The following is a 24,227-nucleotide window of genomic DNA, read 5'->3' on the forward strand; positions in this document are numbered from 1 at the left end:
TCTGGTTGGATCAATCACCACGAAATGGGATAAACACCTCATTTCTCCGTTGACTTTAAAGAACTTTCCGGACGGTTGTCAGAAACAACTTTATTTTGGCTTTACTTAACTGTTGCTGGAAAATAGCAAGCTAATATAGTCTAATTTTGCTCGCTAGAGGCCTGATAGTTATGCTGACAGGGAAACGAGTTCATATTAGCTTTTCTTTATCGGTTAAAACGGGGCTTTACCGTAACTTTGCAAAACCTTTTTATAGGACTACTCGATCCCAGCTTCACTTGGGTATTGCTGGTTATTTAAATAACAACTCTATGGTGATTTTGCCTCAGTGTTGTGGATTTCGGAAACAAGTCACGCTGTGAGCATACTGCAATAGGAGAACAGATCGACCGGTAACCCAGGGGAGGAAACCCTTGCTGCCGGGGATCTATAGACGCAGCGGTAGTGCAGTATACAGAGGCGCAGTCCACCTACCGACTCCGGAACTCACGTGCCTCCGCTGGTCCTCTCAGCCAATTGGGAGCGCGCTTCAACAGCTGGGTTGCCTGTTGACTGGAGAGCGGTCGAGCAAAGAAATAGCCCTGACCCTTTTGACAACCATAGGTTTCTAGATATCGCAGCTGCTCCTCCGTTTCAATCCCCTCTGCAACCACAGTCATATTCAGCTTTTGTCCCAGCACAATGATGGTCTGGATGATGTTGCAATCCTCCAGGCTACCTGGAATAGAGGCCACAAAGGATTGATCTATTTTCAAGGTATCTGTAGGAAAACGATGGAGATAGCTGAGGGATGAATAGCCCGTGCCAAAATCATCAATGGCCAGTTGAATGTTTAACTCTTTGAGGGCCAGCATTTGACTGCGGGCCAATGCAATATTGCGCATCAGCATGCTTTCAGTAATTTCTAGTTGAATGTGATGCCCTGAAACATGAGTATCCCGTAGAATAGCAGCAACTTGTTGTACTAGATCCGGCTGGGTAAACTGTTGGCGAGAGAGATTAATACTCATAGTCAAGGGACTATGGGGAAAAGTCTGTTGCCATTGAGATAGTTGACGACAGGCCTGTTGCATTACCCATTGCCCAATCGGAATAATCAACCCTATCTCTTCACTAATTTTGATAAACTCCCCAGTGGGAACAATTTTTCCGTCTTGGCGGCGCCATTTAATCAGGGCTTCAAATCCGGAGACATAACCACTTTCAAGACTAATAATGGGCTGATAATAAAGTTCAAATTCGTTTTTTTCTAGCGCATTGAGTAAATCACTCTCTAAATTTAGGCGATGGTTTGCTGCTTCATGCATATCTTGGGAGAATGTCTCAAACCGCCTCTCCCCGAGAGCCTTAGCCCGATACATTGCGGTATGGGCATCCCGTAACAGATCTGCTGGTTGTTGCCGCAGAGGGTCCGATGCAGTGGTTATGCCTAAACTGCTGGAAATAGACAGCTTTTTGCCATCGATAGTCACCGGCATAGATAACATACCCTGTAAGTTTTCCAGGGTATGTTCCACATCTGCGCGAAGACGTTGGCTAAACAGAATGGCAAACTCATCTCCCCCCACTCGGGCTAAGCAGTCGTAATGAGGCCCCTGTTGCCGCAGCCGATGAGCGATTGTGAGCAAAACCCGATCCCCGATGAAATGCCCTAAACTCTCATTAATCAATCGAAAGCGATCTATATCTAAAAAGGCCAACACCACTGGCTCAAGTTGTCCATGCTGAGCATCCCCCAATGCTCTTCGGATCTCCTGTAATAGAATTTCTCGCCCTGGCAGATCTGTGAGACCATCATAGGTACCGCGGTAGAGAGCTTTTTGTCCAATCACCATGGCCCCCGCCACCAGAAACCCCACTAGGGGCTCAACCAAGGGAGTCCAAATGAGAATACTTACCAGGGTAGAAGAGAGCCCCCACAACAATAGAATTAAGCCGAGATTGAGGATAAATAGTACTACCGGGCGCTTAGTATGCCAGGTAAAAAAACCGGCAATAGAGGCCCAAATGAGTATCCATAGAGTCTCACCCCAACGGGGAAAAAAACGGTAAAAGCTGGGCTTCCCATCGGCAATATCTAGCAAATGGCTAATGATATGAGCATTGAGGGTAATGCCAGACATCATCACTTGCTTGCGCTGATCACCACTGTAGGGGGTGTAAAAATCGTCCTTGAGACTAGGGGCGACGGCCCCCAGCAACACAATATTATCGGTGATTTGAGATGTCTCAAAATCCCCCTCTAGCAGTTGCTGAAGACTGATGGTTTGCACAGGCTGAGGGCTGGAGCGATATCGCAGCAGGATCTGATAGCCAGAGCTATCAATGTTTTGATACCCTCCGTCATGAGGAGCGAGGAGAGGCAGCTCATGCTCCCCCAATGCCATGGATTCCGGCGTATAGCTAAAGCGAATCGACCGGGGAGCCAAGTAGGCTAAGGCCACCCTTAGGGGAAAAGCGTAATACGCTTTGTCGGGGAAATCGACAAACAGTAGGCTACGTCTGACGACGCCATCTGGATCAATGGCAATGTCGTTAAAGCCAATACGTTCCCACGGGACATCTGGTAGGTAGGGCTGCTCTCTGGGGCTGGGAGAGTCCCCGACATTAATGATAGTAATCAGGTTCTGGGCTGATAATTGAGCTTTTAGGGCCTCTCTGCCCGAAGAATTAGGATTACTACGATAGAGATCGAGACCGATGACACGGGGTTGATATTGCTGAATCCGTTTCAATGCGATCGCAACGACTTGATCCGATAGGGGCCATCCATAGCGTTGTAAGTCATCTTCGGTAATCCCCACAATCATAATTCTAGGATCGTTGCCGATAGAAGGCCTTAACCGGCTTAAGGAATCGAAATTCCATAGTTCAAAGCGTTGTAGGAGTCCGATGGATTTAACACCTGTGACCAACAGGGTAGCGGCTAAACTTGCAACTATAATAGAACGGCACCCAAAGGGAACTTTGAGTACTCGCTTCAGTAGGCGTTTACTCCAGCGTCTATATAACTGGGCAGTCACTTGCAACATAGCCGCTCACTTAAGCTTATTGTTCCTACTCGGATAAGAACAATCCGTTTTCTTTTAGCTAGAGTTGGAGGACGATTACAGGGCTGTAAACCTTGGATTTTTGTTAGATGATTAGATGTATATTTCAATTGTAATCATTACTAACGAGCATTTTCCGAACCCGTCACTAAATTCAACGAATTTCCATGGCTTAAGCAATAGTAAATACCGCCATCTATGTATTAGTACTTATCTCATATTGCACATACCCATAGCTATTGTCCTCCGTGAAATTCGGTATATAGTGATTCCCGATCGAATGAAGACAGCAGAAATCTTAAACCCTTAAACCTTGAGGGTTTAGAGCTTGAGGTTTCATGCTGTATTTCAGAAAATTGAAAGACGCCATATGCGGCTTTGGCGATAGCTGATGGCGAGCCGATATCAAATAGGGCCAAACGCCTGAAGCCAAGACATTTGGCAGCTTCTAAAGCAGTAGATACCCCTTCTTACCACACAGACGCACTATGCAAATTGTGATTACGTATCCAACGTAGGGATTTGAATCTGCAAGTGGGTTCCGCTGCCGCGTCGTTGAATAGGAAATTGATTGCGATGATCCTGACGATGCTGATCAGCACTAGTGTGTTTAGGAAATTGCTGACGGTTATTGCTTATGATCAAGGAATCTGCAGAATTTCCTATGGCAAGAGTAGTAATACCTAACAGCCCTAGACATAGGAACCGCAAAATATTTTGACGTACGAAAAAAACAGGAACCCAAGAAGTTTCCATAGGAATGAATTGCTTAGTTGTAAAGCTTAGACAACATCGACGAGATCGTTTACCAAGCACCCTAGAAAAACATTTTTAATATGCTTTCTGGTCAATAGTCTCCCCTACCCTAATTAAGTGCTGTTGATATAAGCCTGCAATTTATCTAACCTTCAAAGAGATATAAATGAATGGTATTAAGGCGCTCTTTCATGCCTTAGACAGCAATATTACGGTGGTCTTTTGCTGGAGATCTTTATAGTCAGATCCCTAATTTCTTCGAGTTCTTGTTTTAGGGGATAAATTTTCTCAAAAATGCTGACAATCACTATGGGCTTAAGCCAATTTGCGGATGCACTTTTAAAGGATAGTGAGATACTGGGACATCTCGATTAATCGCAAGATAGGTTCTTCCCATGGGATCCATGGCTCGTATTTTGACAACATGGGGATTTTAATTTCAGCTGTGCTACCCATTGCGCTGGTGGCCCTAGTCGGTATTTGGGTTGGACGCATATTTACCCTAGAGCGACAAACCCTAGCCCGCCTGAGCATTTATGCTCTAGTACCCGCTTTGGTGCTCCATAGCTTGGCAAAAACAACTTTGGAGTTAGGAAATGCGATCGCAATCCTCACCACATTTATCCTTAACACCGCCTTCCTCTATCTGCTAGCGGTCACCCTAGGCAGACTACTAACGTTCTCCTCCGATGAGAAAAAGAGTCTGATTGCCACCACCATCTTTGCCAATGTCGGCAACATGGGCCTGCCTTTCGTTCTCTTTTCCCTAGGAGAAGCTGGCCTAGAACGGGCCATTGTCTACCTGGTGGGGTCTAGCCTGATGACCGCCAGCGTTTTTCCCATTGTGCTCCAGGGGGAAGGAGTGCTGAAGGGATTACGCTATACCCTCGGTCTGCCAGTATTGTGGGCTGCGATCGCAGGCATCATGCTCCAAGGCACCGGGACCATACTCCCCCTACCCATGGAACGAGCCGTCACTCTGCTGAGCGACGGTGCCATTCCCTTAGCCCTACTCATGTTGGGCATTCAGCTATCGGAAACCCCCTTTGTCTTTGGCCGCCATGAACTAATGGCGGCAGGACTACGACTGATTGTGTCACCCCTGCTGGCCTTTAATATTGCCAATATCGTTGGCCTCACGGGCATAGACCGTCAGGTGGTGGTGCTCCAAGCGGCCATGCCCGTAGCCGTGAATTCTTTGATCTGGGTGACGGAACTGGGGGGCGACACGGTGCAGGTAGCCAGGACCATCGTCCTATCGACGTTGCTCAGCCTAGGCACCTTACCCATTGTGTTATGGCTAAGTAGCCAGTGAAGCATCTAGTTTCAAGGTTTCCCTGGCGATAGCGCAGTCCTGAGCGATCTGTTCTTTTAAAGCCCCTAAGGACTCAAATTTCTGTTCTGGTCGGATAAAACTCTCCAAACTTACGGTGAGCGTTTTGTTATAGAGATCCCCCTGCCAATCAAACAGGTGTACTTCAACACTTAAGTCTTGACCGTCAACGGTGGGACGAGTACCAATGTTCATCACCCCCAGGACAGGCTTTGGGTTTGGCAAAATGCCAAAAGTTTTGACGCTGTAAACCCCTTGCCGGGGAATAAACTTATCCCTTGGCAGATTGAGGTTGGCGGTGGGAAAGCCGATGGTGCGGCCCAGTTGTTTACCCAAAACGACTACCCCGGTCAGGCTGTAGGGCCGTCCTAAAAGATGATTGGCTTTAGCCAGTTCGCCATCGGTCAGGGCTTGGCGAATGCGGGAACTGCTAATGCGGCCTTCCGCATCGTTTTGCAGGGGGACAATCGTGACGGGAATGCGGTGGCGGGAGGCCACATCCCTGAGTAGCTCGGCATTGCCCCCTCGACCTTTGCCAAAGTGAAAATCGCTGCCCACACTAATGTGGGTAGCCTGCAAATCGTCGATCAAGATACGTTCGACAAATGCGATCGCATCCAGATGGGCCAGCTCTGCAGTAAACGGTAAAAGTACCAGCTGATTCACCCCTAAACAAGCCAGCTGACGACTCTTTTCCTCTAACGGTGTAAGGAGTGGCCGGGCCTGACCGGAGAAAAATTCCTTGGGATGGGGAAAAAAGGTCACCACTGAAGCCCATTCATCGAAGCCCAAGGATGTGGGGGATTCAAAGTCAACCGATGCAATGGCTCCGGGCAAATGGCTGTAGCCAGAGGCCGCCGCCGCCTGCAGGCACATATCCTCAGCCAGAATTAATGAGGGGGATAGCCCGCCTTTATGGGTCAAGACAGGCTGAATGACACGCTGGTGGCCAAGGTGCACACCATCAAAGTTACCAAGCGCGATTTTAGTCGGCTTTTGCGCCGATGTCGGAGACGAAGTAATCCACACACTCTACATCTTGACATGAAAAGTCAAGCATAACTCGGTCGAGCCTCAGCTTACGAACGATTCCCCGCAGGTCCCCCGCAGGCCCAGCAACAGAGCGCTCCTGAGGCCTGTCCCATGCACATCACCCCATCAACATCACCGTATCAATCACATGAATAATGCCGTTGCTGGCTTCGATGTCCGCAGCAATCACCGTGGCATTTTTAATTTCCAAAGGACTATGACTGCGAATGGGAATGGGTGATCCTTCCACGGAAGTCAACTCGGATGACTCCTGCAACCGCGCACTGTCCCAACGTCCCGATACGACGTGATAGCAAAGAATACGACCCAGCTGCGGTGGATTCTGCACCAGATTATTCACCGTGTTGGGGGGCAACTTGGCAAAGGCCGCATCGTTAGGAGCAAACACCGTAAAGGGACCTTCCCCCTGCAATGTTTCCACTAAGTTGGCGGCCTGCACCGCCGCGACCAAGGTTTCAAAGCCAGGGGCACTGACCGCAATTTCGACAATGTTAGGCATGGTTAAGAAAGTTGGGGGGAAAGAGATTCCAGCCATGGCCGCTGGATTTTGGTAGAACTGATGGGTAGAGCCGGTACCCTACCGATAATCCGCCTGCTGGATATCGCGCAGGCGCGCCTCTGGCCGAGTGAATCGGTCCATTTGGGCTTCAAAGAAACGCCGGTTGGCCATCAAATGCTCTGGGTTCGGATCGTCGAGGGGATAGTACAGGGCCGCCCGCAATGCTTGAATCACCGCCGATGTGACATTGTACATTGACCGCTGGAAAGTAATCCCTAGCTGAATCAGCTGGTCATCCTCCCCCCGACAATGCTGCTGGTAATAGTCCAGTAGGTAGGGGGGCAAAAAATGCAGCATATCCTGCATCAGAAGGGTGGGCGGAATCCCCGCACTGCCTACCGGAAAGACATCGGCGTAGAGAATGCCATAGTGAAAGTCTGTCTGTTGAGCCGGCACCTGTTTGGCCTGGGCATCGTAGGATTTTGTACCGCGAAACGGAGCCGTGCGATAAAACACAGCTTCCACATAGGGTAAGGCCGCCTCATAGAGCCAGGTAAACCCAACTGACTTGGGAATGAGTTCAAAGCATTCATCCCCCACATATACATGGTGATAAATCGGGCGACCCGCCACCGCAAAAATGCCATTCACTAAAAAGTTCATGGCATCGGGCACACCGGCAAAGCCACCCTGGTCATAGATATCCGACATTTCAAAAAATACCGGAGCCATAACTTCCCAAAACAACCCCAGGTTGGCATAGTACGAAAGCTGTCGTACCTGCTCCATAAACATGTCAGGGAAGAGTTTATAGAGACCTAGCATGGCCCAGTTACCCTTGAAATAGGCCTTAATTGCCCCATCGGCCGCCGCTAAATACTCATCACTATAGAGATAGGCATTAAACGTTGGATTGAGATCCTCATGCCAAAACATCGCCCGCATACAGGCCTCGGCAAACTCCATGTTGACGCGATCATGGCCCAAATGGTGTAACAGCCGAGGTAACTGACGACCCACCTCCCCCTTAGACATAAACTCCAGCAGTTCGGGATGAGCTTCCCCGACCCCTCGCCAAATCCGGAGGGGAGATTGGTCCCCAGCATAGGTATTTTGGCGCTTTAAATAGTCCTGGGAAATAAAGTATTTGAAGAACGGCAGCGGCTGCAGAAATACGCGCTCACCAATGTACAACAGGTCACGCCAGTAAAAGTCCATGGGGACAGCATAGGCCTTGTAAATGCCGATAATCTGCATCAGATTCTCAGGGGTATCTGGCAGCATAGAGCCCCCGGCCTCTAACCGATAAATGATATCGGCATGGACGTGATTAGACAAAGGTAGGGGTGTTGTAGTTGTAGTAGCCATAGTTTTAGAAAGAGAACGCAGGGCCAAACACAGACCCCTAAACCAAAAACAAAACCTAAAGTCTTTTCTCCAGGGTCATCCCGATCAAGAAGGAGCATCCCCCCTGAGCACAGCCCCTATGTCTTGCAACGCGACATGAGCCGTTCCAGGCACAATATCAATCGCTTGCACCATAGTCGGTTCGGTCCAACGCATCAACCAATTGGGCTGGACTCCCAACACCACAATGAACACCAATAGCACTAAGGCTGGAGCATGCTCGCCAAAAGAGACTTTAGGGTAATAAGCTCGTTGGTTATCTAACCGACCAAAGCAAGTGCGGTTGAGCAAAATAACAAAATACACAGCCGTCAAACCAGTGCCGACAATTCCCACTAGGGCTTGCACTGGAAAGACCCGATAACTCCCCATAAACACGGCAAACTCAGCCGCAAAGTTAACCAGGCCAGGAATTCCCGCGCTGGCCATGGCCCCCAGCAACAGAACCGCACTGACAAAGGGCAACCCCCGCACAGGGTTCATCAGCCCGTTCAACCGATCCAGGTCACGGCTCCCCACCTTAGTTTCAATCAGGCCGATCAAGTGAAACAAAACTCCCAGCACCAGACCGTGAGCGATCATTTGGGCAATACAGCCCGACAGACTGAGGTCATTGCCCGCGGCAATACCCAGCAGCACATAGCCCATGTGGCTGACGGAGCTATAGGCCACCATGCGTTTAATGTCTCGCTGAATAATGGCCAAGAAAGCACAGTAAATAATGGTCACCGCTGCCCAGGAGGCAATCCAGGGAGCGATTATGGCCCAGCCATCGGGCAACAGACTGAGGCCAAAGCGCAGCAGCCCATAGGTGCCCAGCTTAGCCAAGACACCCCCCAGCAAAATAGCCACCGGAGTGGAGGCGGCCACATAGGTATCGGGCAACCAGGTATGGAGCGGCACCATGGGCACTTTGATGCCAAACCCAATGGCTAGGGGCAGCAAGAGGAGCACCTGCAACCGGAGGGACAAGTCAGTATCGGCTAGGGCGGCATAGCTAAAGTTCTCTGCCCCCCCAAGCCACAACAGGCCAAACCCACTAATTAATACCAAGGCGCCGGACAAGGCCGTATAGATCAAAAACTTGGTGGCGGCATAGCTCCGCTTTTCACCGCCCCAGATATTGATCAACAGATATAAGGGTATGAGACAGGCTTCGTAAAAGAGAAAGAACAGGAGAAAGTTTTGAGCCAAAAACGCTCCTGAAATGACCGTACTGGTCATCAGCATCAAACTGTAAAACAGCCGTGGCCGTTCTATATCCGCCCTAGAACTATAAATTGCGATCCAGGTTAAGAGGGTATTTAACCCCACCATGAGTAAACCAAGGCCGTCCACGCCCAAGTCGTAGCTTAGCCCGAGGAAGGGTAGCCAAGCCGCTGTCTCCACCATTTGAAATTGACTGTTACCCAAGTCAAACTGGCTAAATAACCAGATTGTCCATAGCAGCGACAGTCCGGCTCCCCAGAGGGCAACTAGCTTCGCTTTGGCGGGGGGGGAAAGACTTAACGCCAGGGCTCCTAACAATGGCAGCCCCATCAACAGGGTTAGCATCATGGTTTGCTTAGGGTAAAAAACATATGGATAGACCCACTTAGTTCACACCATAGGCGGTCACTGCAGGCTCTAAATAGCGACGGTAGGGGGCATTTAACCGAGACTTGGCAAATAGCTCCAGCCCATGAACAGACCCAGGAGCACGACGCAAATGGCAATGGTGAAAATATAGACTTGGGAGCGTCCAGGGTTGGCATATTTTAAGGTTTCGCCACTAAATAGGGAGGCTACGCCGACAAAGTTGACAACACCATCAATCACATAGCGCTCAACCCAGTTAAACCCTTTGGCCGTTGTGGCCACGGGCCAAATAAATAGGTTTTGGTAGAGACCAGTGGTGTAAAAGTCATCGGCCATCAGGTTGACTAACCATGGAGACAGATAATCCGTAGGCAGCTTCTTCTCTCCCATGCCGTATAAGAAAATCCCCAGACCCAGGCCTAAACCACTGGAAATAACTAACAGTAGTCCAGTCATGCCAATGGAAGTTTGCATGAGGGGCAACAGATTCAATGTTTGTAGCATGATAGGGATGTGCAGGGTTAGGGCCGCCATGAACACCATGGGGATGACCACCAACCAGATGGGCTCTGGGGCACGAATACTCATGATCTGGGGCTGGCCAACAAACATGAGGCAAAACATGCGCACTAGGCTAAAGGCACAGAGGCCGTTGATGGCCAAAACAATAGCAAACGGTATGAGCTGACCGTCGTACCAGAGGCCTGTTTCGAGAAAGCGCATGGCCCAGAAGCCACCGAAGGGGGGCAGGCCTAAAATGCCTAGGGCCCCGAGGATAAAGGACAGGGCGGTGACCGGACGCCGAGACCACAGACCACCTAGATTGGTGAGGTCTTGGGTGACACAGGTGAGCATAACGGAGCCAGTACTGGTGATCAGTGTGGCGATCGCAACCGCAAATGCCATGAGCAAGAAATAGGCCACCCCCACCTGGGATGTCCCCACTGCAATAAACACCAACCCCATAAAGGTGCTGGTCAAATAAGACAGCACCCGCTTTGCATCCACCTGGGCAATGGATATGAGCGCGCCGCCAATAGCACTAATGGTACCGATGGCCACGGCCACCCCATCCACCACCGGAGAAAGGGCAAACACAGGCGTTAGCTTAATCAGCACCCAGGCCCCCACGGGAATCACCACGGAGTTCCGCAAGATTGTAGTAGGCAGCGGCCCCTCCATGGCAGAGTCTAACCACAGATGCAACGGAAACTGGGCGCACTTACTAATAGGACCTGCCAATAGGGCCAAACCAACCAGGGTGGCTATGGTGGTCCCTTTGATGGGGCTATCTGCCGCCCACTGGGCTAGCTCCGTGTAGCTCCAGGTGCCCGCCAGTGGATATATGGCAATCACCCCCATCAAAAGGATTAGATCCCCGACTCGCTTAGTCAAAAACGCATCCCGCGCCCCCGTTATCACCCGTGGCTGGTTAAACCAAAATCCCACAATCAGATAGGTTCCCAGGGTTAAAATCTCCAACATCAGGTAGCTAAAGAACAACGAGTCGCTGAGCAACAACGCCGTCATACCCGCTTCAAATAGGGCCAACAGGCTAAACAAACGAGCCCAGCTCCAGTCCATTTCTAGATAGCCAATGGCATAGATCTGGGCCAGCAGGTTGAGCGCTACCACCACCACCACCGCTGCCAGACTCAACGACGACAGCTCAAATGGCAGTTCAATCGACAGATCGGCCACCTGCATCCAGGTGATCGACCAGCGCAGGGGCACCTGCCCCCAGACCGCCTGCAAACACAGCACAGCATGCACCAAGGCAATGGCCGTTGTGCATATATTTATATACCCTGCAGGGCGGGGCCCGGTGCGTCGCAGCGACATCCAGGGCACCGTCAACAAAATACCCAGCAATGGGTATAGCGGAATTAGCCAGCCTGATTGTAAATAAACCTCAGCCATGGAGTACGTTCACAACACAACAGTAGAAACGGGGGGGGAGGGGGTCGAAACGGAACAGGTAAAGCATCGAACCGGAAGGGACCATAGATTACCAAGAAGAGTAACCATAGGCATTCTACTTCCAACTATCAGCCCAAAGATCGATGAATTGAACTCAGAAGATCATTTACTAGAGTCTATCTAAATTCAGAAATGATTTACTAAAGTCTATTCGTATCCTAAGTGTAAACAGCGACCTGCCAAAAAGCCAGCAACTCAATCGGTTATTTCTAATGCAATTGTTTAGCTAGATTTATCTAAGTCGGTGAAGGATGCATCAAAGATATTTCCTCAATGCCTTCGAGTTCCAGGGGCAAGGCTGGTTCATTGCCCCGTTGGCAACGGATCTGGAAGGGGCAGGGGCCACAGCGCTCGAGCACATTGGTTTGGGGAAACTCGTCTCCCTGACGGAGGTCCGAAAGATCGTCAGTCAGGCGGACCAGATCAGCCCTGGTTTGATCATGCTGCTGCTGGCCATAGGCAAAACGATAGTCACTGGGGGGTAGATCCTCCCCCTGCTCATCCCGATGGCGCACAAACCAATAGACCATGGTGAGCTGATCAGGCCTGAGGTGAGTGGTCTCCGCCAATATATATAGATAGAGGCGGGTTTGCCAGTCTCGGGCAAGATACTGCTGGAGCGGTGGTTTTAGATAGGTCTTCCAATCCACAATCAGGCCGGAGTCATGGGTCAACACCACCAGGTCATAGATCGCCGTAAACAGATAGCCATTAAACGCCAGGGTGCGCTGATGCTCACTTTGGCGCAAAATTTCCCCAGGTGCTGCCTGAAATAGGTGGGGAGCCCGCTGCCGCAGCGCCTCTATTTTGGCGGTCATATCCCCATTGGCCGTGGACATTACATCAATGGACAGCCCCAGGGCTTGCTGCTGCATGAGGAGGTGAAACTGACTGCCCCACAGGGCGGCCTCTTGCCCCTCTGGTTTGGGGGGCACGGCCAAGGATTGGTTAAAGATGTATTGGAATCGGCGGGGACAGCTTTCTAGGAGGGTGAGGTGGGCCTGGGATAGGGGGATGACAGGCAGGGACATGGGGAAAGTAGAAAGTAGGAAGGGAGGGCTTAGGAGAACAGGGGGCAGGGGAGACGAGAGGAGAGTTTTTTGGGGAGTTAAACTTTGCAGAGGACAAAGGTGCTGCCTTGGTTGCCTCGGCCAATGCGCATGGTGTCGTCTAGGTAGGTAATCTCTAGCCAACCGGGGGCACGGTTTGAGTTGATGGTAAAGTCAATGCCTTTGATCAGGTTGAACTTGGTGGTTTGCTGCAAGGTGGCAATAAACTGACTGGGGTTCTGGTAGCCGAGGGTGGCTTGTAAGCCAAAAATAGCGCGATCAAATTGGACGTTGACTCGCTTTTCTGAAACGGCTTCAAAGGTGGCGGTGACTGAGACTAACCCGCCTAGGACCGACTTGATTTCGGCTAGGTTGTAAATCCGCTGCTGCGCCATGTCGACCCATTGATAGATGTTGCCCAAGGTGAGCAGGGGAAACCGATCAATGCCCAGGAGTTCGGAGCTGGTGGTATAGAGCAGTTGCCAGTTGCCGTTGAGCAGGTCGGTTGCTGTCAGGGGGCTGGGGGTGGGGTTACACGCCTCTAGGCGGGCAACCTGGGTAAGAATGGCTTGTTGCTGTTCAGGGGATGTGAGTAACCCACGATTGGTGGGTGCGATCGCATTTAAAAGGTCAGTTTTTTGAATCATGGTGTTGGTAATAAACAGGGGCCACGGCCAGCCCTAGGTTTTGCCACAGAGCAAGTTATCAGCTGAAACTGGAAAGTGGTTTCACCCATAGGGTTTAAGCCAACAGAAACCCAACCCTAGGGTGGCCCATATCAAGAACTAGCAAATTTTTATGATCAAATACTTGACAACAGCAGGCTTTCATACTTTATTGGCAGGGCACGGCACAAAATACGTAATATTCAGCGGCAAACCACCTAACTACGGGTGATTGGATCCGAACTCCTGTCTGAACTACTGTATATTCTTGATGCGGAGTTACACTCTCTGGGCACAGGAAAACCTAGGGTAGTCCTTGCCTAGAGTGAACCTGTCCTGACCTTACTTCTTGCTAATGTCAGTGCTCGGGGCATTCATCTAAATCCAAGTCTCAACCCCAAACGCGTATGACTAAATATAATCCCTCCGTCCGTCAAATCCCTCGCCAGCAACATGCGGAGGCGATTCCTGAGCGTGGCGACTCATCTATTCTTCGTTGGTTAGACAGCAGCGGTCGTTTGATTGCTCGAGAGGCAACGGAAAAGATACGGGAGGAAGCAGATGGCGAAGAAATATCCGATCTGATGGGTAGCGAGGATGCTAGCTTCGATGATTCGGATGATACTGACGACGACGGGCCTGACATCGATCCTGAAGACGATGATTAGATTTTCAGTTCAATGGGGCTGCCTTAGAACATAAGTTTTTATACTTAGAGATTTTGTAGCCTAGATTCCTAGACTTTCAGCAGATTTGGCTAGAGAATCTAAACGTGAGGTTTTTTAATTTTTTTTAGTACTTCGTGTCTACAGACAATTCTGTACGGATGCAGGGGCTAAACGCTTGAAGTGTGTGTGGTGTGAAGGACGCAATTTGTGGATGCTAAATTCTTTACCTCTAGGACAACGGTCTTAACAGGTACGGGTCTCTCGCTCCTATTGATGGGAGTCCTATCTTGTTTGGCGGCTGGTCTAGATACCTGGGCAGGACGTGACTGGTTAAGTCAGTCCACCCTATTAATGCCATTTTTACTGTCAGCCATTGGCGCATCCCTCATGGGTCACGTCGTGGTGCCAGTGCTGAAGCGACTGAAGGCAGGGCAGTTTATTCGTGAAGAAGGCCCTAAGGCTCACCTAAAAAAAGCAGGTACTCCCACCATGGGAGGCATCTTTTTTGTACCGGTTGCCTTGCTAGTGGCCATCGTAGCTTCGAGAGGTGACACCAATACCCTAGCGGTATGTGCCTTGACCCTAGCCTATGGCTTTATTGGTTGGATTGATGACTGGCAAGTGCTGCAGCATCGGTCTAATAAGGGCATTTCCCCAAAAATGAAGCTGTCCCTACAGATCGGATTTGCCATTGCCTTCTGTGCCTGGGCGCTGGCTAGCCAGCCAGCTGAGATCACCCGTGTTTCCCTACCTTTTGGCCTGATTCTGCCCCTCGGTATCCTCTTCTGGCCCATCGCCGGATTTACCATGGTGGCGGAGAGTAATGCCACCAACCTCACCGATGGTGTGGATGGATTGATGGCAGGGACAGGTGCGATCGCACTGCTGGGTTTAGGCGCATTAATTGCCCCCGACTACCCAGAGCTGATGGTTTTCTGCGCGGCCATGGGGGGTGCCTGTGTCGGCTTTCTGACCCACAATCGCAACCCCGCTCGGGTCTTCATGGGTGATACGGGTTCCTTGGCCTTGGGCGGGGCGTTAGCCGCCGTAGGCATCCTCAGTGGTCATCTGTTTGCCCTGCTGATTATTACCCTCCTGTTTGTCGCAGAAACCCTGTCGGTGATTCTGCAGGTGGGCTACTACAAAGCCACCAAAGGACCTGACGGCAAAGGCAAGCGTCTATTCAAGATGGCGCCTCTACACCATCACTTTGAGCTATCGGGCTGGTCAGAGATTCAGGTAGTAACTGTGTTTTATATTGTCGCCGGTTTACTTTCCTGCTTCGCCCTAACGACCCTAAGCTAGGCCATCGGCCAAATTCAAGGTCACCAGAATTCCAAAACTACATACAGCGTTTGTAACAGCGGCGATTTTCGTCGCTGTTTTGCTTTAGGCCAGTTTGCCAAGCCTCTACCAGACTTCACCTTGCTCCAGATGAGAATTCTTGTCACACTACTCCTACGATGGCAAGGTTCCCAGGACGGCTGGAAGTTTATTTTTCCTTGACGGTCCCAGTAGCTTGATTTCAAGTCTTGATTTCAATTGTGGTGAGTTTGCCCCATTGCCCCCAACCTACCCCACTGCCCCTTTTTCTATACCTGTTTTTCCACCATGACCACCCCCCCACTGCTGTCTCTCCTCGCCAACCTGGAGGTGATTCAAGACCCTACCCAGGTTGCCAAGCTCTCCAAGGACTACTATCACTTCAGCCCAGTCCTCACCGCCCAGCTGGACGATAAGGTCGCCGATCTGGTGGTGAGACCCACCACCGAAGCTGAAGTGTTACAGGTGGCCCAAGCCTGCGTCACCACCCACACCCCCCTCACCGTCAGAGGAGCGGGCACCGGTAACTACGGCCAGTGCATTCCATTGGCAGGGGGAGTAATCCTGGATCTGAGCAAGCTCAACCAGGTGAAATGGGTCAAACCGGGGCTCGCCTATGTGGAAGCCGGGGCCAAACTGGCCGCCATTGATAAAATCACCCGCGAGCAGGGCTGGGAAATTCGCATGGCCCCCTCCACCTATCGCACGGCCACCATCGGCGGATTTATTAGCGGTGGTAGCGGCGGTATTGGGTCGATCACCTACGGTCAGCTGGCCGATCGGGGTAACCTCCAGGCGGTCCGCTTAGTCACCATGGAAGACACCCCCCGCATCTTGGAACTCAGAGGTGACGACGTGCAAAAGGTCAACCACGCCTATGGCACCAACGGGATCATCACCGCCCTTGAAATTCCGCTGGCCCCCGCCTACCCTTGGGCCGAGGTGATTGTCACCTTTAATGACTTTATGACCGCCGCTCACTTTGGCTATGCCCTAGGCGAAGCCGACGGCATCATTAAAAAGCTGATCAGCATCCATCCATGGCCCATTCCCAGCTACTTTGTGGCCCTGCAGGATGCCCTGCCAGAGGGTAAAACCGCCGCCCTGCTGCTGATTGCCGAGGCCTCCTTGGAACCCTTTAGCGAACTGGTTAAAGCCCATGGCGGCACGATTACCTATGAAAAAACAGCGGCAGCCGCCAAGAAAGGAGCGGCCTTGACTGAGTTTACCTGGAACCACACGACGCTCCATGCGCGCAATGTGGACCCTAGCCTCACCTACTTACAAACCCTGTTCCCCTACGACCCGGAACTGAAGCTGGTGGAGCACATGTACCAACACTTTGGGGATGAAGTCATGATGCATCTAGAATTCTTTCGGGTGAATGGTCAGGTCTGTCCAGCAGCGCTACAGCTGGTGCGCTACACCACTGAACAGCGTCTGAATGAGATTATTCGCTACCACGAAACCCAGGGGGCATTTATTGCTAATCCCCATACGTACATTTTGGAAGACGGCGGTCGTAAGGAAGTTAACGAAGCCCAAGTCGCCTTCAAGGCCCAGGTCGATCCCCATGGGTTATTGAATCCTGGCAAGATGCGGGGTTGGTTGGAACGCACACCGGCTTAAATTTTTGTCTATCTTTTGTCTATCTAGCGTCTTTTTCGATGGGGATGCTCCCTAGTCCAGACCGAGTTCTCGTTTGAGCACCTCGATGGATTTCTCGCCAATGTAATTCTCGCAATAGAACACTTTGGGTGGACGGATAATGTCCTCTCTGGCCGCTTGTAGGGCTTCCTTAATCGCTGGGAAACTGGCCTTATCTAGGGCGGCAATGGTTTGGGCACTGCGCACCACGGCGGAGAGTTTTTGGTCATCTTCGGCTTGGGCGGTCATGACCAAAATCTCATCCCCTCGCAGACTGTAGGACAGCACCTCGGCGGCACGGAGAATACCGGAGCTGAGACTGACTAACCCAAGACAGGTGTCCTTGGGCAAATCTTTTAGCAGGCCCAGTTCTTCGGCATAGTCATAGATATCGATGGGGATGACGCGCACGGACTTGGGAGCGGCAATGGCTTCGGCTTCGTTAATGAAGTAACGGCTGGTGACGACGGTGCCGGAACGGGTTTGGGATAGGACATCTTCCAGTTCCTCTAGGGGCACTAGCTGGACTGGAATGCGTAGGGCTTGTTCCAGTTCTCGCACCATGAGTTCTCCGGCCCCAATGTCTTGGCGGGGGGTGGTGACTAATACCCGGGCACTGCAGCGTAAGCGCCAGTCGATTTCTCCGAGAAATAGCTCGCGGGCCTGGTGTAGGGAACAGCCCTGGCGCAGTAGTTCATCTAGGCTAGTTTCTACCAGTTCCTGGGCCTTGGGAAACTGGGCCAGCAGCGGCGACCGGGGTTTGTCGATTTCGACACTACCCTGGGTGCGGACGTAGATCCCAGAACCGGGCTGGGCCTCAACCACGCCCGCGTCTTCTAGCTGGCGGTACACCTTACTGATGGTGTTGCGGTGCAGCCCCGTCTGCATGGCGAGCTGACGGGTACTGGGTAAGCGATAGCCAGGGGGATATTGGCGGGATGCGATCGCAAACCAAATCTGGTCATAAAGCTGGGTAGAGGCTGGAATCTCGCTATCAGTTTGAATATGAAATTGCACCATGGATCGCGCTCAGTTGCCGTCTAACGGGACAATGGGAATGGGTTCGGGTTCTTAGGAATAGAGCAAACCACAACCAGACTACCCAATATTACCTAGAGGGTACTCGCGAAACCGGGTTTTGCGATGTGACAATTGTCATTTGACTGGCATAGGACACAAAACTTTAGAAACCGCAGTTGTTCACCCGCCAAAATTGGCTACCTAAAAAGCCACCAGGGAACGGCAAAATAGGAGCGATGCATGGAGCGGTCGGAGCATGGTGACACCCCAGATTGAAACTAAAACCATTGAAGTCAAAAGCGGCGATCATGCCCTACCGGTAGCCCTACCGGTATATGTAGCCATGCCCAACGGTGAGGGTCCCTTTGGCGCGGTGGTGGTCCTGCAGGAAATTTTTGGGGTGAATGGCCACATTCGTGACATCACCGAACGGCTGGCCCGAGCGGGCTATGTCGCCCTCGCCCCAGCGCTTTACCACCGACAGGCCCCCGGCTTTGAAGCAGGCTACACCCCTGAGGATGTTCAGGTGGGTCGCCAGTACAAGATGGAAACCCAGGCAGATGAGCTGCTCAGCGATATCCAGGCCACCATTGACTATGCCAAAACCCTGCCCCAGGTGAAAGATGGCGGTGTCGGCTGCATCGGCTTTTGCTTTGGGGGCCATGTGGCCTATTTAGCGGCCACGTTGGCCGATACGGTTGCGATCGCATCCTTCTACGGCGCAGGCATTCCCGACACCGCCTTTGGCCCCGGCCCAGTAGCCCTAGACCGCACCCCTCAAATCACCGGCACCCTCCACTGCTTCTTTGGCACCGAGGATGCCTCCATCCCGCCAGCAGCCGTAGACCAGATTCGCTCAGCCCTCCAGCAGGCCAACATTAATCATCAAATCTTTGCCTACGAAGGGGCAGGCCATGGCTTCTTCTGCGACCGACGCGGCAGCTACAATGCCGATGCCGCCGCCGATGCCTGGGAAAAAGTACAGCAGCTATTGGCCGAACAATTGGGCTAATGCCCCTGACCCCTTTCTCCCCTAACCCCTGACCCGCCCGCCCAACAAAACATCAACCATAGGTCGACTATTGCCCCCTTCCACCAAAACTTCAGATTTCGCTGAGCAAAAATTGACTTACACTTGAAAAACTGACTTTTTATGGGAGCCTGCCCTGGCAGGCCTTAGACCGTTGACCTTTTCTGCTGACGATTTTCTCAAAGCCCTAGACCAACACGACTTCAACTTTGACAAAGGAGCAGTCGTTAAGGGCAAAGTGGATAGCCACCTGGATGATGGTGCCTACATCGATATTGGTGGCAAAGCAGCGGCCTTTCTCCCCGTTCGTGAAGCATCCGTAGACTCCGGTGTCTCCCTCGAAACAGCCGTCCCCCTGGGCAGTGAGCGGGAGTTTATGATTATTCGCGGCCAGGATGCTAACGGTCAGGTAATTTTGTCCATCCGCCAGCTGGAAATCAAGGAAGTCTGGGCCCAGCTAGAGCAACGGGAAGTCAATAAGGACATCGTGGATGTCACGGTCACCGGCACCAATAAGGGCGGTGTGACGGCCGATGTGGCAGGTTTGCGCGGATTTATCCCCCGCTCCCACCTGGTTAACCCACCCGAGGATCTGTCGGCCCTAGTGGGCCAAACCATTTCCGTGGCGTTTCTAGAAGTGAACCAAGAGAACAATAAGCTGGTGATGTCCGGTCGCAACGCGGCCCGGACCGCCGTCATGGGGCAGCTCCGCCCAGGGCAGCTGGTGGATGGCAAGGTGGGAGCCATTAAGCCCTTTGGCGTATTCATTGATTTTGACGGAGCCCGGGGGCTACTCCACGTCAAGCAAATCAGTAAGAGTTTTGTCTCCTCCATTGGGGATGTGTTCGAAGTGGGGCAAGCGGTGAAGGCCGTGGTGCTGAACATCGATGAAGAGAGGGGCCGCATTAGCCTGTCCACCAAGGTGTTAGAAAAATATCCTGGCGAGATTATGAAGGAGCCCGACAAGCTCATGGCCGAAGCCGCTGAGCGGGCGGCGGACCCCAGCAAGCTAATGGCGGAGCAAGAGGATTAATGGGTAGCGTATGGGAATTGGATTTTTACTCGCGTCCCATCCTTGATGACAACCAGAAAAAACAGTGGGAAGTGCTGATTTGTAATGGAGCCCAGTCCATTGCCGAGGAGGGTCCCAACCTACGCTATAGCAAGTTTCTGTCTAATCAACAGGTTAACTCCATCGAGCTGAGGGACGCTCTGCAAGAAGCCATTGACCAAGTGGGAGAGTCTCCTTTGCGGATTCGGTTCTTTCGCTATCAGATGCAGAACATGATCAAGCGGGCCTGCGATGAGCTGGGCCTACCGGCTCGGCTCAGTCGCCGCACCCTCACCCTCCAAAGCTGGTTGGACGACCGGCAGAAAAATTTCTACCCAGAGCAACCGGGCTACCAGGCAAGCACCTCAGCCTCTACGATCCAGCCCCTAGAAATGGCGCGGCCCCTACCCGATGCCCTGATGGGCCAACGTTGGGCCATGGTCAGCCTGCCCGCCAAGGGCCTGGCAGATATGCCCGAATGGGATATTGGCTTTGGTGAGGCCTTTCCCTTGGAACTGGCGAGCATTTCCCCGGACACCCTGGTCCCTGGCATCCTAATTTTTTCTGAGCGAGCCCTGCCTCTGGCGGCCTGGATGTCGGGCCTGGAGCTGGCCTATCTGGATGTGCAATTAGGCCAAATCTCCCAGCTGTTGCTGGAAACGGGCAGCAATGACACGTGGATTATGGCCAGTCTGAATCGGCCCGAACTGAAGCAGGAGGCCGAACGGTTTATGGCGGCCAAAGAGCAGGCTAACCAGGTGCATTTTGTGGCGGTGCAGGATAACCCAGACTCAGAATCTTTTGCTGGCTTCTGGCTGATGCAAAAGCGCACGTTTGGGTAAGGGTAGTGGATTCGATACAGCTAGGTATAGTGAGCGGTGACATCGATGTTAAATCAGAAGCGCTGGTGGGAAATTGGGTTGATGTATGCGCTGTTGGGGGGAATTGCGATCGCAATGCTCCTCCCCCTCCTCTGGCTCGTCAGCACCGCTTTTAAATCTGGGACCGAAAACATCTTTGAGTTTCCCCCCCGATTTTTGCCCCAGGAACCCACCTTTAGCAACTTTGTCAAAGTGTGGCAAGCCGAGCCCTTTGGCCGCTACTTTTTCAACAGCACCCTGATCGCCATTATCACCGTCACCTTAAATCTTCTATTCTGTTCCCTAGCGGCCTATCCCCTGGCCCGCCTGAACTTTCGGGGTCGAGAGATCATCTTTTCCCTAGTGGTGGCCACCATCCTCATTCCCTTCCAGATTGTGATGATTCCCCTATATATCCTCACCGTCCAGCTGGGCCTCACCAACAGCTACCTAGGGGTGATCTTCCCCGCCATCGCCTCCGCCTTTGGCATTTTTCTCATGCGCCAAGCTTTTCAGAATGTCCCCAAGGAACTGGAAGAAGCTTCCCGCATCGACGGTTGCTCCGAACTCGGCATTTGGTGGCACATTATGATTCCGTCCGTCCGTCCGTCCCTCATCACCCTCGCCATCTTCGTCTTCATCGGCTCCTGGAGTGACTTTCTCTGGCCGCTGCTGGTGCTCAACCGGCCTGAATACTACACCCTCCCCTTGGGGGTGGCTCGCCTAGCAGGCAGCTTCTCCCTCGACTGGCGGTTAATTGCCGCTGGTTCCGTCATCGCCACCGCCCCCATTTTGCTATTTTTCGTCGTCATGCAGCGCTACATCGTTCCCAGCGAAATCAACAGCGGCGTCAAAGGTTGATGAATCAAGGGTTGAGCTGCTAATTAAGCGGCTATGACAGCCCGTCTTTTGACAGGGGTTAACCTAGGGAACTAGGATAACTAGGTTATTTCAGACATCGACTTGTGATAGATCACTCCCCCAGTACACAACCGCTAAGTGCACCTCAAAAGAAACGGTTCTTCTCCATGGGGATCTGTTCAAGTGGGGTTGTCGCTGTTGGGATATCTGCCCATGGGGTCGTGGCTATCGGCATCGTCGCCCATGGCATCGTTTCTATCGGCGTGATTTCTATGGGAGTGCTTTCTACGGGGCTAGTCTCCATGGGTCTATTAACGTCGGGTCTGGTGTCTATGGGTATTAAGGCGGCGGGACCGACCAGCATGGAGCTAATGATGGACCACGGTGGCATGGACCACGGTGGCATGGACCATGGCGATGATATGCCTGCCGCTGAATAGTACAGGTAGTTTTGGATTCCGCCGTAGAGATTTTCATATTGATGTCGCCACGCTAGCCAACTTAAGATAGTCAAAGCCATAACCCAAGATACTCTTTGCTAATTGAACTTAAGCTTTGGTAGCTGAGGATCTATATTCATGCTAGGGGTCCAGCTGCCACTCAGGGACAAAATGAGGAGCTGGTTCAGTAAGAAATAACTGACGCAGCTTTGGCAATTCTTTTCTTGCCTCACTTTGTCCTAACCCTTTTAATATCGCTATATTCTCAGCCCCATCCATTGCAAAGCGATTTCGCTGAACAATAGGATCAACTCTAAGTACGTTTTCCTCCCCGGCAAAAAGCTGAGCGGCACCTAGCGAGAACGAAGACTGCCCCGCCATAACCATCTCGACTACTCTATTCGCCCAACCGACCTTTCCTAAAGGCAACCATCTTTCCCAACCCACGGATACCGGAGGTGTTGAGCAACCTAAACTTAAAAGCCTTACTGTCTCAGGATTCCACTGCAGCGTCTTCACCGCTTCAATCATAGCAATTGCTGCAGGGTTATTGGCCCACACTCCGCCATCGATAAAAGCCGTTCCACCTTCTGACAAATGAGTGGGGAAAAATGTTGGTGCAGCCGACGTCGCTAGAGCCACCGTTACGACTAATTCTTTATAATCTCTCTCGAACCGACGGTGATGAGCAGTTTTATAGAGATAAGCCTCTCCCGTATCTAGATTGAGTGAGGGAATAACTAACCTCTGATTACTTTCCCCAAGCCTGCGGTCTCCAAACGTCTCCTCTAAGGCTTGACGCAACGTAGCATCACTGTACTTAGCAAATAACCAATGACGTAATCCACTCAAGATCGTCCGCTGTTGGAAAATTTGTGGTCCATACCGTTCATAGAATCCTAGAATTTCTGTGGCTGAGAGCCCTAATCCTAGTCCCAGAGCCACAATTCCGCCTGTAGAGGTACCTACGATTAGATCAAAGTAGTTAGCTACGTGATCACCAATAGCATCCTCTAACGTAGCTAGAAAAGCGGCTGGGAAAACGCCCTTTATGCCGCCACCATCAATCGAAAGTATTCGGTAAATCCTTGTCATTAAAGGTATCTCAGTCAAGAACTGATTGTCTAACGAAGGCTAGCAACGATCTGCATTGTTTTTTTGCTAGACCGGCTTAGCTCCGGATGTTCGCCGCCGCCTAGCCATTCACCCGTTGCTTGCCAAAACTCATAGTAAGTCAACCATAGCGATGTCCAAGGAACAATGGTTGTTGCTATATGCATCTGCTGATCCCACTCTCGCTTTTTAGGATGGTACAGACAAAGGCGATTCCCCGGATAGGTATGCGGAACCCTTTCATCTCTTGTAGCTACAAGCTGTGGCTTCAATACAAAAATTTGTGGGACTTTGTGAAGCTGATGAACTATCTTTATCCGATATCGCTGGCTAATCGCTCCGGGTTGAATCTCTCCGATCCAGCAAACAATATTTCGACGCCAGTGAACGATAAATTTTGGAAAATATCGCTTCATCACGACAATCTGCTCGGCTAATGAAATCGGCTGTTCACGAAAATGGCTATTGGCCATAGAACGTATTCCTCGGAACGATAATCTCAGGCGACTGGGTTGTCAAAAGACCAGAACTTGAAACAACTCCTAGTTGACCTGCTTGCCGTGCCTCATTCAGGCGTCGCTCATCTTCACGAATAACCTCTTTAGTAGGATATTCACCAAACAGAGAAGTTAGAAGATCGTTGATTGGTCCGTATCCTCGTGCATGCTCTAGTTGTTCCCAAATGCCCCAGAACTGAGAAATCCAGTTTTTGAAAGCATTAGACCTCTTGCATAATAGTTTCTATGGTAGATTTTTAGGTTTTGGTTCATTGCTTTACACCTAGGCAGATGAACTACGAAGCCACCCAAACCCTTAGCAATTCAAAGTTTAAGCGTCGATTCGG

Annotated in this window: 20 protein-coding genes; 9 read left to right on the forward strand and 11 right to left on the reverse strand. The window is 51.5% G+C overall.

Annotated features, from left to right (window positions below; genetic code table 11):
* Positions 1-470: 470 nt before the first annotated feature.
* A complete protein-coding gene (locus VB741_RS21640; protein ID WP_323367290.1) occupies positions 471-3,032 on the reverse strand; it encodes a putative bifunctional diguanylate cyclase/phosphodiesterase in 2,562 nt (853 codons plus the stop codon).
* A gap of 1,198 nt (positions 3,033-4,230) precedes the next feature.
* On the opposite strand from VB741_RS21640, the gene VB741_RS21645 reads away from it, so the two are divergent.
* Positions 4,231-5,121 carry an AEC family transporter gene (locus VB741_RS21645; RefSeq protein WP_323367291.1) on the forward strand — a complete coding sequence of 297 codons (891 nt, stop codon included), beginning with the start codon at positions 4,231-4,233 and terminating at the stop codon, positions 5,119-5,121.
* Here the strand turns inward: VB741_RS21645 and VB741_RS21650 are convergent.
* From VB741_RS21650 to VB741_RS21680, 7 genes are all read right to left on the reverse strand, one after another.
* Positions 5,107-6,168: a bifunctional riboflavin kinase/FAD synthetase gene (locus VB741_RS21650; RefSeq protein ID WP_323367292.1), complete on the reverse strand. Its 1,062-nt coding sequence runs from the start codon at positions 6,166-6,168 to the stop codon at positions 5,107-5,109. The two genes, VB741_RS21645 and VB741_RS21650, sit on opposite strands and share 15 nt — an antisense overlap.
* Before the next feature lie 121 nt (positions 6,169-6,289).
* Positions 6,290-6,691 carry a fasciclin domain-containing protein gene (locus VB741_RS21655; RefSeq protein WP_323367293.1) on the reverse strand — a complete coding sequence of 134 codons (402 nt, stop codon included), beginning with the start codon at positions 6,689-6,691 and terminating at the stop codon, positions 6,290-6,292.
* 78 nt (positions 6,692-6,769) lie between these two features.
* Positions 6,770-8,059 (reverse strand): CO2 hydration protein, encoded by a 1,290-nt coding sequence (locus VB741_RS21660; protein ID WP_323367294.1) that lies wholly within the window; start codon positions 8,057-8,059, stop codon positions 6,770-6,772.
* An 84-nt stretch (positions 8,060-8,143) separates the two neighbouring features.
* A complete protein-coding gene (locus tag VB741_RS21665; protein WP_442786423.1) occupies positions 8,144-9,652 on the reverse strand; it encodes an NADH-quinone oxidoreductase subunit M in 1,509 nt (502 codons plus the stop codon).
* A 96-nt stretch (positions 9,653-9,748) separates the two neighbouring features.
* Positions 9,749-11,596 (reverse strand): NAD(P)H-quinone oxidoreductase subunit F, encoded by a 1,848-nt coding sequence (locus VB741_RS21670; protein WP_323367296.1) that lies wholly within the window; start codon positions 11,594-11,596, stop codon positions 9,749-9,751.
* Between the two features lie 296 nt (positions 11,597-11,892).
* The gene (locus tag VB741_RS21675) at positions 11,893-12,687 is read right to left on the reverse strand and encodes a PD-(D/E)XK nuclease family protein (protein WP_323367297.1); all 795 of its coding nucleotides are present in this window, start codon (positions 12,685-12,687) and stop codon (positions 11,893-11,895) included.
* A 77-nt stretch (positions 12,688-12,764) separates the two neighbouring features.
* Complete coding sequence (locus tag VB741_RS21680; RefSeq protein WP_323367298.1) at positions 12,765-13,352, reverse strand: PAP/fibrillin family protein; 588 nt, start codon at positions 13,350-13,352, stop codon at positions 12,765-12,767.
* A 425-nt stretch (positions 13,353-13,777) separates the two neighbouring features.
* Here VB741_RS21680 and VB741_RS21685 point away from each other — a divergent pair, with 425 nt between their 5' ends.
* From VB741_RS21685 to VB741_RS21695, 3 genes are all read left to right on the forward strand, one after another.
* Positions 13,778-14,038, forward strand: coding sequence for a DUF3134 domain-containing protein (locus tag VB741_RS21685; RefSeq protein WP_323367299.1), 261 nt, complete (start codon positions 13,778-13,780; stop codon positions 14,036-14,038).
* Between the two features lie 207 nt (positions 14,039-14,245).
* Entirely contained in the window at positions 14,246-15,343 is a 1,098-nt protein-coding gene (gene mraY, locus VB741_RS21690; protein WP_323367300.1) for a phospho-N-acetylmuramoyl-pentapeptide-transferase, read from the forward strand.
* A gap of 306 nt (positions 15,344-15,649) precedes the next feature.
* Positions 15,650-16,990 (forward strand): FAD-binding oxidoreductase, encoded by a 1,341-nt coding sequence (locus VB741_RS21695; protein WP_323367301.1) that lies wholly within the window; start codon positions 15,650-15,652, stop codon positions 16,988-16,990.
* Between the two features lie 51 nt (positions 16,991-17,041).
* Here the strand turns inward: VB741_RS21695 and VB741_RS21700 are convergent, their stop codons facing one another.
* Positions 17,042-18,028 carry a GntR family transcriptional regulator gene (locus VB741_RS21700; RefSeq protein ID WP_323367302.1) on the reverse strand — a complete coding sequence of 329 codons (987 nt, stop codon included), beginning with the start codon at positions 18,026-18,028 and terminating at the stop codon, positions 17,042-17,044.
* Positions 18,029-18,284: 256 nt separating this feature from the next.
* Here VB741_RS21700 and VB741_RS21705 point away from each other — a divergent pair, with 256 nt between their 5' ends.
* The 5 genes from VB741_RS21705 to VB741_RS21725 all read left to right on the forward strand — a co-directional run bounded on the left by VB741_RS21705 (position 18,285) and on the right by VB741_RS21725 (position 22,270).
* On the forward strand, positions 18,285-19,040 hold the full coding sequence (locus tag VB741_RS21705) for a dienelactone hydrolase family protein (protein WP_323367303.1): 756 nt from the start codon (positions 18,285-18,287) through the stop codon (positions 19,038-19,040).
* Positions 19,041-19,212: 172 nt separating this feature from the next.
* Positions 19,213-20,091 (forward strand): S1 RNA-binding domain-containing protein, encoded by an 879-nt coding sequence (locus VB741_RS21710; protein WP_323367304.1) that lies wholly within the window; start codon positions 19,213-19,215, stop codon positions 20,089-20,091.
* The gene (locus VB741_RS21715; protein ID WP_323367305.1) at positions 20,091-20,951 is read left to right on the forward strand and encodes a Tab2/Atab2 family RNA-binding protein; all 861 of its coding nucleotides are present in this window, start codon (positions 20,091-20,093) and stop codon (positions 20,949-20,951) included. The genes VB741_RS21710 and VB741_RS21715 overlap by 1 nt, the downstream gene beginning before the upstream one ends.
* Positions 20,952-20,996: 45 nt before the next feature.
* Positions 20,997-21,830 carry a carbohydrate ABC transporter permease gene (locus tag VB741_RS21720; RefSeq protein ID WP_323367306.1) on the forward strand — a complete coding sequence of 278 codons (834 nt, stop codon included), beginning with the start codon at positions 20,997-20,999 and terminating at the stop codon, positions 21,828-21,830.
* A 167-nt stretch (positions 21,831-21,997) separates the two neighbouring features.
* On the forward strand, positions 21,998-22,270 hold the full coding sequence (locus VB741_RS21725; protein ID WP_323367307.1) for a copper resistance protein: 273 nt from the start codon (positions 21,998-22,000) through the stop codon (positions 22,268-22,270).
* Between the two features lie 141 nt (positions 22,271-22,411).
* Here VB741_RS21725 and VB741_RS21730 read toward each other — a convergent pair whose 3' ends face one another.
* Together VB741_RS21730 and VB741_RS21735 are read right to left on the reverse strand one after the other, a co-directional pair.
* Positions 22,412-23,365 carry a CBASS cGAMP-activated phospholipase gene (locus VB741_RS21730; RefSeq protein ID WP_323367308.1) on the reverse strand — a complete coding sequence of 318 codons (954 nt, stop codon included), beginning with the start codon at positions 23,363-23,365 and terminating at the stop codon, positions 22,412-22,414.
* A gap of 29 nt (positions 23,366-23,394) precedes the next feature.
* Positions 23,395-23,856 carry a hypothetical protein gene (locus tag VB741_RS21735; protein ID WP_323367309.1) on the reverse strand — a complete coding sequence of 154 codons (462 nt, stop codon included), beginning with the start codon at positions 23,854-23,856 and terminating at the stop codon, positions 23,395-23,397.
* Positions 23,857-24,227 lie beyond the last annotated feature (371 nt).

This window comes from Leptothoe sp. PORK10 BA2, from assembly GCF_034932105.1.
Classification (GTDB): Bacteria; Cyanobacteriota; Cyanobacteriia; order Phormidesmidales; family Phormidesmidaceae; genus Leptothoe.

Bases quoted from the DNA above. Each gene is read 5' to 3' on its own strand.
- VB741_RS21640 (WP_323367290.1), bottom strand. From the start codon at position 3,032: ATGTTGCAAGTGACTGCCCAGTTATATAGACGCTGGAGTAAACGCCTA.
- VB741_RS21645 (WP_323367291.1), top strand. From the start codon at position 4,231: ATGGGGATTTTAATTTCAGCTGTGCTACCCATTGCGCTGGTGGCCCTA.
- VB741_RS21655 (WP_323367293.1), bottom strand. From the start codon at position 6,691: ATGCCTAACATTGTCGAAATTGCGGTCAGTGCCCCTGGCTTTGAAACC.
- VB741_RS21660 (WP_323367294.1), bottom strand. From the start codon at position 8,059: ATGGCTACTACAACTACAACACCCCTACCTTTGTCTAATCACGTCCAT.
- VB741_RS21665 (WP_442786423.1), bottom strand. From the start codon at position 9,652: ATGCTAACCCTGTTGATGGGGCTGCCATTGTTAGGAGCCCTGGCGTTA.
- VB741_RS21670 (WP_323367296.1), bottom strand. From the start codon at position 11,596: ATGGCTGAGGTTTATTTACAATCAGGCTGGCTAATTCCGCTATACCCA.
- VB741_RS21675 (WP_323367297.1), bottom strand. From the start codon at position 12,687: ATGTCCCTGCCTGTCATCCCCCTATCCCAGGCCCACCTCACCCTCCTA.
- VB741_RS21680 (WP_323367298.1), bottom strand. From the start codon at position 13,352: ATGATTCAAAAAACTGACCTTTTAAATGCGATCGCACCCACCAATCGT.
- VB741_RS21685 (WP_323367299.1), top strand. From the start codon at position 13,778: ATGACTAAATATAATCCCTCCGTCCGTCAAATCCCTCGCCAGCAACAT.
- VB741_RS21695 (WP_323367301.1), top strand. From the start codon at position 15,650: ATGACCACCCCCCCACTGCTGTCTCTCCTCGCCAACCTGGAGGTGATT.
- VB741_RS21700 (WP_323367302.1), bottom strand. From the start codon at position 18,028: ATGGTGCAATTTCATATTCAAACTGATAGCGAGATTCCAGCCTCTACC.
- VB741_RS21705 (WP_323367303.1), top strand. From the start codon at position 18,285: ATGGTGACACCCCAGATTGAAACTAAAACCATTGAAGTCAAAAGCGGC.
- VB741_RS21715 (WP_323367305.1), top strand. From the start codon at position 20,091: ATGGGTAGCGTATGGGAATTGGATTTTTACTCGCGTCCCATCCTTGAT.
- VB741_RS21720 (WP_323367306.1), top strand. From the start codon at position 20,997: ATGTTAAATCAGAAGCGCTGGTGGGAAATTGGGTTGATGTATGCGCTG.
- VB741_RS21725 (WP_323367307.1), top strand. From the start codon at position 21,998: ATGGGGATCTGTTCAAGTGGGGTTGTCGCTGTTGGGATATCTGCCCAT.
- VB741_RS21730 (WP_323367308.1), bottom strand. From the start codon at position 23,365: ATGACAAGGATTTACCGAATACTTTCGATTGATGGTGGCGGCATAAAG.
- VB741_RS21735 (WP_323367309.1), bottom strand. From the start codon at position 23,856: ATGGCCAATAGCCATTTTCGTGAACAGCCGATTTCATTAGCCGAGCAG.